Source organism: Bradyrhizobium sp. STM 3809 (assembly GCF_000239795.1).
Classification (GTDB): domain Bacteria; phylum Pseudomonadota; class Alphaproteobacteria; order Rhizobiales; family Xanthobacteraceae; genus Bradyrhizobium.
The window spans coordinates 1-8,112 of record NZ_CAFJ01000533.1 but is presented as its reverse complement, the minus strand read 5'-3'; the positions used below and the strand labels follow the sequence as shown (position 1 = coordinate 8,112).

Genomic DNA, 8,112 nt, shown 5'->3' with positions numbered 1-8,112 from the left:
GCTCGGGGAGTACCGACCTCATTCTCGGCGTCTTCCATCGTGGAATGATTACGGGCGACAATGCCTGGCAATATTTTTCGCAAATCAGGTGGCAGCAGCCATTTCTGTATCAATCTGCATATAATCCTGACTCGGGACTTAACGAGCTCTACAAGCCCGGCTATCAGATCGATGGCGCGGCTGGCATCGTCTACAACAATCTCTACAATGTTCTCGGCTTTGACAAGATCGCGCCGTTGGTCCAAGTCATCGCTTCGCATCGGCAACGTGATAGCGGCGCCGCCTCTGATCCGCTCAATACTGGTTTTGATCGCCTGATGATCTCTCCGGGCATTGAGTTCACGAAAGTGGTCGACGAGGAACACAAGCGGGTCTTCAAGTTCTATGTCGATGTGGAGATTCCGATCTACTATCGGACCAATGCTGCGATCAACGACAATGGCAGCCAGGGCCAGCTCATCGCGCCATACATGTTCAAGACCGTAGCAAGCTACAATTTCTAGACTTGGATCGACCGGGGAACGGAATGTTGATCAGAGCGCGATGCGGGCGCAAGAGGGGCGTCCTCGCCGGCCTCCTGGCGGTGGCGATGTGGGGGACGGCTTCTGCCGCCCCCGTGATCGACGAGGCCGCGCCGCCTCTGGTCGTGTCCGAGCTCCGAGGTGAGACCTTTGATCTCAGTAGACTGCGCGGGAAAGTCGTGCTGATCAACTACTGGGCGACATGGTGCGCGCCCTGCCGGAAGGAAATGACCATTCTTAATGCCTTCTATCGGCGCTATCACGAACAAGGATTGGAGGTCATAGGTATCAGCGCCGATCGTCCGGAGGACTTCAGCAAGATGCGCAAGATCAGTGGGACGTTGGCCTACCCAACGTCTACCCTGGATCGCATTTCACAAGACGGGTTTGGGCCACCAGAAGGTTTTCCGGTGACCTATGTGATCGATCGTGATGGCGTCGTAAAAGACAAGTTCATTGATGTCCGCGATCAGCTGTTGCGCGACGTCGTGCTGCCATTGCTTCCGCATTGAGCGGCGCGGACGAGAGCGGGAGTTGGCGAATGGCGCGAGTAGCCGTCGGCGCGCTGATTGGGATATTGCTTTGGCCGTCTATGGCCGCGGCACAGTCGAATCTGCCGGGAGCCTTCGTTGCCGATCCTGGGACAGGCTGTAAGGTTTGGAATCCTCATCCACTGCCCGACGAGACCGCCAGTTGGTCAGGTAACTGCGTCAATGGACTTGCAGATGGCACCGGAACGCTGCGGTGGCTCCGGGGCGGTCGGATCTTCGAGAAGGATGACGGAGGTTGGAAAGCGGGTCGCCAAGAGGGGCGGGGCACCCAGGACTGGTATACGGGACGCTACGAGGGCACGCTCGCCAGCGGTGAGCCGGAGGGTTATGGTATCTTGACTTTGCAGGCGGCCCGCTACGAGGGACAGTTCCGCAAGGGTAAGCCGTACGGTGAGGGGACGCTCGTCACGCTCCAGGGCGTGGCAAAGGGGGTCTGGATTGATGGCTGCCTGACCGATAATGGACGAAAGTTCGCTTTTGCGGTAGCGCCGTCGGCGTGTCGCTAAGCAAAAGGGCCGAGAGGAGCAATTCATGAAGTTGGTGGCTGTGCTCACACTCACGATTGTGACGTCAGCTTTGATGGTTGGCGCAATCCCGGCACATGCGGCGCAGCCGGGCGAAAAACCGAAGGTTTGCCGTATGGAGCAGCAGTGCCGCTGGGAGAATTTCAAGAAGATTTGCGTGTACGTCAAAGTTTGCCGCTGAGGTGAACTGGTCGGCTGAAGCGTTGAAGGACGCTCCGGCTAACCACGGCATTGGCGGGCATCGCGCATATCGGGTGCCCAGGCTGGTACGTTGGGAGCATGCGAGCAGCCTTGCGTTTACCAAGCTTGCTGGGCGCCTTGTAAAAAGGTCCTGACGCTGCCGAGCGCTACTATCGTCGGCAGCGGTCCTTTCCCCAACGACTCGCTGTGAGCCATCTAGATCAGGACAAAGGCAGTTCGTTGGTAGCTCCGTCCTCTGCTCGGCGTCAGCCATCGCGATATCTCGGATAAACGTCTCGGCCGATCGTTTCGGCCTGCTTGTTGAAGTCGACGAACATGTCGGTCATCATCTTCGTGACTTCGGCCGGAGCTTTGGCGGGCGTTCCCGCGTCATAGGGAGGCTCTGGAGCGTACTGGGCCATCAGTTGGACGCACTCCGCATATTGCCTGTCGCGCAGCTGCCCGACCAGCGAGAGGCCGAAATCGATCCCCGATGTAACACCGCCGGCGGTGATCCTGTTGCGGTCGCGGACGATCCTGTCGTCGCTCGGCGTTGCGCCGAACAGCTTCAACAGCGGGATTGTCGCCCAATGCGAGGTCGCGTTGTAGCCGGTGAGAAGTCCGGCCGCGCCCAGCAGCAACGACCCCGTGCAGACCGAGGTGACGAACTTGGCACGCGATCCGCGATCCTTGAGAAAGCGGAGCGTGCTGTCGTCTTGCATGGCGGCAAGTGTGCCGGTCGCCCCACCGGGGACGCAGATGATATCCAGGTCCAGCGGGCACTCGTCGAAGCTCGCGCTCGGCTGAAATGCGAGCCCTGTATCGCTCTTCACGACATCCCTGCTCTTGCCGACGATGTGAGTGGTCGCGCCGAGAAGCCCGGTCAGCATGGCGTGAGGCCCGACCATGTCGAGTGCCGTAAACTCCGGATAGATCAGGAACGCAATCTGCTCCTTCCCCATCCAACTCGCAGGCACCTGCGACATATCGTGGCCGGTCGTCGTCCCGGCCGCAACCTCGGTGGCCTGGGCGGACCGCAGGCCCGCCCCCGCGAGGCCTGCGGCGGAGGCGAGAAGCAAATCTCGTTTCGTGATCATTCGTTTACTCCCGTGACGGCGATGAGGCGCGACGGCGATATCAGTATCGATAGGAAAGCGTACCATAGAATGCGCGGCCGTCGCCGGGGGCCACCTGGCCGCCGAACCAGGTGAAGGGCACGAAGTATTTCTGGCCGGTCAGGTTCTTTACGTTGAATGACGCCCGCCAGTGCTCGGTCTCGTAAGCAATCTTGGCATCGACGGTGAAGTATCCTGGCGTCTTGTAGAGATTGAAGTTGTCGACGTATTGCGAGGACGCCACGTACACACCTGCGCCGGCGCTCCAGCCTCTGAGAGCGGGCCAGTCGAAGGTGTAGTTGACCCAGAAGCGGCCTGAATCCTCGGGCACGCCGGGGACCCTGTTCCCTTGCGGCGTTCCCGTATTCGAGTCGGAATACCTGACGTCCGTGTGACCGTAGCTGGCAATCACCTTCCAGTTCCTGGTGGGCTGCCAGATCAAGTCGGCTTCATAGCCCTTGGATTCCTGCGCGGACTGGGCCCCGACGCCGACGCCAATGACGACCGGCACGTTCTGGCGCCGAATGTCGAACGCGGCGACGGTGCCGGTCAACTGGTCGTTGATGTTGAACTTGAAGCCGCCTTCGACCTGCTTCGATGTTTCAGGCTGGACGTTGGTGTTCAAGGCTTGAGTGAAAGTCGACGCCTGCATGCCTTCGCTATAGCTGCCGTAGACCGAGAGTCCCGGAACAAGATCGAGAACCGCTCCGAACCGGGGCAGGGCCCTGGTCGTGTCGGAGCCGAACTGTGTCGGTGAAAAAACGCCCAAACTGAACGGGTAGTTTTCGACATAGTCGATATTGATGCTCGCGAGCCTCACGCCGGCGAGGATGTGAAGCCGATCGTAGATCGTCGATTGCAACTGTGTGTAGAGACCTTTTGTGGTGTAGACGCTGTTGATGTCGGTATACGAAAAAAACGTTGGCGACGCCGCGGTAGGATCGGTGTACGGCGTCGGAAACACCGGGTTGTTCAGCAAATCGACCGGGAGAACGCCGACGTCGGCGTTCATGTGACCGCGATCCGTGATGCGGCTGTAGTCGGCACCGGCGAGCCAGACGTTGTTGGTCGGTCCCAGCCTGAATCGCGCTTCCAGATTGGGATTGACGGAGATCTCCCGCTGCTTCTGCAGGAGCTCGATATTCTGCAGGGCCCATGTGCTTGGTGGAAAATCTGGTGCCGCGCTGAGTGTCGTCTGGCTTCTCTGATCGAAGTTCTGGTCCGCCCAGCGGGCTTTGATGTTGAACGACCAGATCGGATCGAATCGATGGTCGAAGGTCGCCGTGACGCTCTTGACCTCGCTGTAGCTCTTCGGAATGCCTGAGGGGCCGATGTAGAGATCGGGATTGAGGCGGAAGCTGCCCGCGACAGTCCCGACCGCCGGCAAGCCCTGGTAGGCCTGCTGCTCGAGCCGCGAGAGCCGTCCCTGGATCGTCAGCGTCGTGTCTTCCTTGTTCGTCAGTGTCAGCGTCGGATTTAGCGAGTAGCGGTCCTGATGCACGACATCGACGAATGTGTTGTTTGAGGTATAGGTGCCGGTGAACCGGAACAGCACGGTCTTGTCGGCCGACAGCGGCTGGTTGACGTCGAAATATGGCTGCACGTAGTTTTTCGACCCGAACGTGACGCCCGTTTCCAGGCTTGCCTTGTCGGTCGGCAGTTTCGAGACGATGTTGATGGCGCCTCCGAGCGGGCTGCCGGCCCCGCCGCCATACAGGATGGCATTGGGCCCCTTCAACACCTCGATCCGTTCCACGTTCACCAGTGAATCGCGGTCGCCGACGTTGTACATGTTGAACATGCCGTCGAGATATTGTTGGGCAAGGAAACCGCGAATGGTAGTCTGGCCAAAAGGCCCCGTGGTGCCGATCGCAAGCGTATTCGTTCCCTGCACATTCGAGACGTTCTGGATGGCCTCGGTGACCGTGACATTGTTCTGATCGGCGATGACGCTCCTTGGGATCACCTGGATTGATTGCGGGATCTGCTCGATCGGGGTCGCGGTCTTAGTGGCGGAAAACCCGGAGAGCGCGCGGTAGCCATCGACGGGCCCCGCGGTCGTCAGCGTGGTGCCCGGCGGGAGTTTGAGACCCGGCAAATCGAGTGCTGGATTATAGGTCCCAAGGGCATTTGTGAGTGGCTTGTCCGCAGCGGGTGGTGCCGTTGGCTTCGCGCTTGAGCGCTTGGCTTGTTTGGTGCCCGACCTATTTCCGGCAACGATCGGGGCAGCAGATCGCGGCTGGCCCGGTGCCTGGACAGTCACGCTGGGCAGCTCGGTGGGTTGGGCAAGGACGACTTCGGGGACAGTGAGGAGGGCAACGAAGCTCACGCCCCCCAGAGCACGAAAGCGAAACATGTGAATCTCTCTAACTCGGGCGCACGGGCCCGCCAGCGGTCGGCAACAGCATCGATCACGGCCAGAGGCCGCTACGATCTTGCGATTTTTGGAAAAGTCAGGAGTTCGATGAAGGAGGAGCGCGAGCCTTTGCGTGCTCGCCCCGCAGTGAGCCCTGCAGCTCCAGGGCCATGCTGTGCCAGATCACCGTCGACGGTGACCTGGAGGGCGCGGCAACCGCGATCTTGGGCGTGTCCAGCGATGCGCCGGCATGCGCCACTAGGCAGCTCAGCGCGCAAACACCATCGTGGATACGGCGGTCAGTCTGGTCAGGCTGCCCGCCGGCTTCCCCGGCACCGCTATGGCAGATCGTGATATCGCCGAAGGCGGCCAACGGGTCGGAGACAGCCAAAGCCGTTGCCCACGACGCCGCGATGGGCGCGATGATTTGCATCATCAGCGCCAATACAAAAGCGGGGAGATGGAGCCGCAGCCGTTGCCGCACCAGAAACTGCCTCGTTGGAGCGTTTAGACCTAATCATGAGGCGAAAGGAGAGTCGACGGCGATGGACTCTTGCTCAGCAGCACACGGAGCTACCCGACAAAAAGGCGTGCCAACTGTATCTCAAATACCACGCCGTCTGCCCGGCAGAAGCGTCGAGATCGATAGTCCGGTGAGGCGGTCTCAATCGTGACGCGCCTTTTGCAGGGCAGCGTCGATCCATTCAGTTGATCGCTAGAACGTTCCCGCCACCGTCACACGGAAGGTCAGCGGCTCGATCGGGTGCAGGATGCGGTCCATCACGCCGGTCTGGCAGACCTGGGCCGGTACGCTCGACGTCCCCCCGTTGGGATAGCACGCCTGGTAAAGCTGGTCCGTGGGCAGCAGCGAGCCGTAGCCGTACGAGATCTGGTTGGCCTTGGTGTTGAGCAGGTTCAGTACGTCGAGCTGGACGCGCCAGCCGTTGGCGTCGCGAAAGCCGATGCGGCCGTTGAAGACGCTGGTCGCGGTCGAGCGGAAATAATTGTCCTCGGTCAGCGGCGTCGCGCCAAGATAGCGCCAGCGCAGGCCGCCGAACCAGCCGGTCCTTTCGCCGAGCGTGATGCCGGCCGAAGCGATCATCGACGGCGCGTTGGGGATGTAGTTGCCGGGCGCATTGCCGCGCAGCACCTCGGCTGTCGCGCCCAGGCCGACCAACTGGGCATAGGTTGTCGCCTGGTCGTCGTCGGTGCCGACGAAGCGGGCATGCGTCATCGCCAGATCGGCGTCGATGTCGATCCACGACGCCGGGCGATAATGGTTGGTGAACTCGAAGCCGTAGCGCCGGCTCGGCCGGCTCGCCTCGGTGTCGCCGGCGTCGCCGGAAAACAGGATCTCCGAATCTTGGTTGAGCATGAACAGGCTCAGTGACGAGTCGAGCCCCGGAATGATGCGCGTGCGCAACCCGACCTCGGCGCCCTTGGTGCGCACCAGCAGCGGCGAGGAGGCGAGCTTGTTTGTCGGATCGGCCGGATCCTCCGTCGTGGTCGCGCCGCGCGCATCGTTGCTGTGCATGCCGTAGCCGGCGCCGAGGAAGAACTCGGTCTGATAGAATGGCCCGAGCACCATGCGGAATTTCGGGCTGCCGAGACTGGCCGAAGCGTCGCCCGTGTTGTTGCCGTTGGTGAGCGAGTACACGTGGGTCTGGTAGTAGTCGCCGCGATAGCCCACCGTGGTGCGCAGCCAGTCGGTCCAGCGCACGGTGTTCTCGACATACAGCCCGACGCTGCCCTCGCCGACCTTGTCGGCGCGAACGATGCCGGTGGTGTTGGGATCGATGTCGGACAGCAACACCCGCTGACGGGTGTTGCTCAGGGCCAGCGCGATGTTGTCGTAGCGCGTCTGGATGCCGAACGTCGTCTCCATCGGCCGGCCCGCGAAGCTGCCGTTCAAGGTCCGCGACGCGTTGGCGCCGAGCATCAGCCGGTCGTCGTGCTGGTGAAACTGGTCGCCATAGACGGGATTGCTGAGCGCATAGGTGAAGTCGTTGTAGAGATCGAGCTGGCTCTTCACAGCATAGGCGTTGGCCTTCCAGGACCCGACATCGTCGGTGCCGGCGATGCGGCCGGACAGCGCAAAGCGGTTGGTCTTCCCACCGTCGGTCGGATCGTAAGCGTCATAGCGGCCGAGATCGCCCGAGGTTATGGCGCGCTCAGGAACCTGGTCGGTCGAGGTCCAGCGGTTCGCATAGGCCATGCCGGTGATCGAGAAGCCGTCGGTCGCCGTGCCCTGCGAGTAGCGCGTCAGGCCGTTGATCTTCTGGGCATCGTCGGGTGTGGTCCAGGGGCCGTCGTAGTGACCGGCCTCGCCGGCGATCAGCAGGTTGCCGTCGCCGACATGCATCGAGTCCATGCCGAAGAAGCGGCGATAGCCGAAGCTGCCCGCCGTCATCTGCGCGATCGCCTTCGGCACGCTGTCGATCAGGCCGATATGCACGCTGCCGACCGAGGCGAAGTCGCCCTCGTCGGCGAAGTAGGGGCCCTTGCGGACGTCGACGCGGCCGATCGTCTCCGGCATCAGCCAGTTGAGATCGGCATAGCCCTGGCCATGCGCGTGCGTGCGCATGTTGACCGGCACGTCGTCGACGAACAGCGCCAGATCGGTGCCATGGTCGAGATTATAGCCGCGCAGAAAATACTGGTTGGCTTTGCCTTCGCCGGAATGCTGCGTGACGATCAGCCCGGGCACGGCCTCCAGCACCTCGCCCGGCCGCGTGGCCGGCCGCGCGTTGATCTCTTCGCCGGGGATCACGGTCTCGCTCGCCATGCTTTGCGGCTGCGCCGCGCCGGAGCCGACATTGGGCGCCCCGGACGGCGCGGCCGCGGCGGGGGCCGCCGACGGTGAGG

8 protein-coding genes are annotated in these 8,112 nt (G+C 61.8%); 4 read left to right on the top strand and 4 right to left on the bottom strand.

From position 1 onward, the window contains the following. The 4 genes from BRAS3809_RS36810 to BRAS3809_RS36805 form a co-directional block, all read left to right on the top strand. On the top strand, positions 1–503 hold a 503-nt coding region (locus BRAS3809_RS36810; RefSeq protein WP_201767125.1), incomplete at its 5' end, for a hypothetical protein. Between the two features lie 23 nt (positions 504–526). Further along, on the top strand, positions 527–1,033 hold the full coding sequence (locus tag BRAS3809_RS24645) for a TlpA family protein disulfide reductase (protein WP_008964749.1): 507 nt from the start codon (positions 527–529) through the stop codon (positions 1,031–1,033). Positions 1,034–1,062: 29 nt separating this feature from the next. After that, positions 1,063–1,578 carry an MORN repeat-containing protein gene (locus tag BRAS3809_RS24640; RefSeq protein ID WP_008964748.1) on the top strand — a complete coding sequence of 172 codons (516 nt, stop codon included), beginning with the start codon at positions 1,063–1,065 and terminating at the stop codon, positions 1,576–1,578. Between the two features lie 25 nt (positions 1,579–1,603). Next, positions 1,604–1,777 carry a hypothetical protein gene (locus BRAS3809_RS36805; RefSeq protein WP_008964747.1) on the top strand — a complete coding sequence of 58 codons (174 nt, stop codon included), beginning with the start codon at positions 1,604–1,606 and terminating at the stop codon, positions 1,775–1,777. Positions 1,778–2,042: 265 nt separating this feature from the next. Here BRAS3809_RS36805 and BRAS3809_RS24635 read toward each other — a convergent pair whose 3' ends face one another. The 4 genes from BRAS3809_RS24635 to BRAS3809_RS24620 form a co-directional block, all read right to left on the bottom strand. Next, complete coding sequence (locus BRAS3809_RS24635; RefSeq protein ID WP_008964746.1) at positions 2,043–2,873, bottom strand: DJ-1/PfpI family protein; 831 nt, start codon at positions 2,871–2,873, stop codon at positions 2,043–2,045. Positions 2,874–2,913: 40 nt separating this feature from the next. Then, positions 2,914–5,247, bottom strand: a complete 2,334-nt coding sequence (locus tag BRAS3809_RS24630) for a TonB-dependent siderophore receptor (RefSeq protein WP_008964745.1) — start codon at positions 5,245–5,247, stop codon at positions 2,914–2,916. A 97-nt stretch (positions 5,248–5,344) separates the two neighbouring features. Beyond that, positions 5,345–5,731: a DUF2946 family protein gene (locus tag BRAS3809_RS24625; protein WP_052523485.1), complete on the bottom strand. Its 387-nt coding sequence runs from the start codon at positions 5,729–5,731 to the stop codon at positions 5,345–5,347. Positions 5,732–5,962: 231 nt separating this feature from the next. After that, on the bottom strand, positions 5,963–8,112 hold a 2,150-nt coding region (locus BRAS3809_RS24620; RefSeq protein WP_035658207.1), incomplete at its 5' end, for a TonB-dependent receptor.

What these genes read in the sequence shown, in the direction of transcription:
- BRAS3809_RS24645 (WP_008964749.1), top strand. Translation starts at nt 527, where the DNA reads ATGTTGATCAGAGCGCGATGCGGGCGCAAGAGGGGCGTCCTCGCCGGC.
- BRAS3809_RS24635 (WP_008964746.1), bottom strand. Translation starts at nt 2,873, where the DNA reads ATGATCACGAAACGAGATTTGCTTCTCGCCTCCGCCGCAGGCCTCGCG.
- BRAS3809_RS24640 (WP_008964748.1), top strand. Translation starts at nt 1,063, where the DNA reads ATGGCGCGAGTAGCCGTCGGCGCGCTGATTGGGATATTGCTTTGGCCG.
- BRAS3809_RS24630 (WP_008964745.1), bottom strand. Translation starts at nt 5,247, where the DNA reads ATGTTTCGCTTTCGTGCTCTGGGGGGCGTGAGCTTCGTTGCCCTCCTC.
- BRAS3809_RS36805 (WP_008964747.1), top strand. Translation starts at nt 1,604, where the DNA reads ATGAAGTTGGTGGCTGTGCTCACACTCACGATTGTGACGTCAGCTTTG.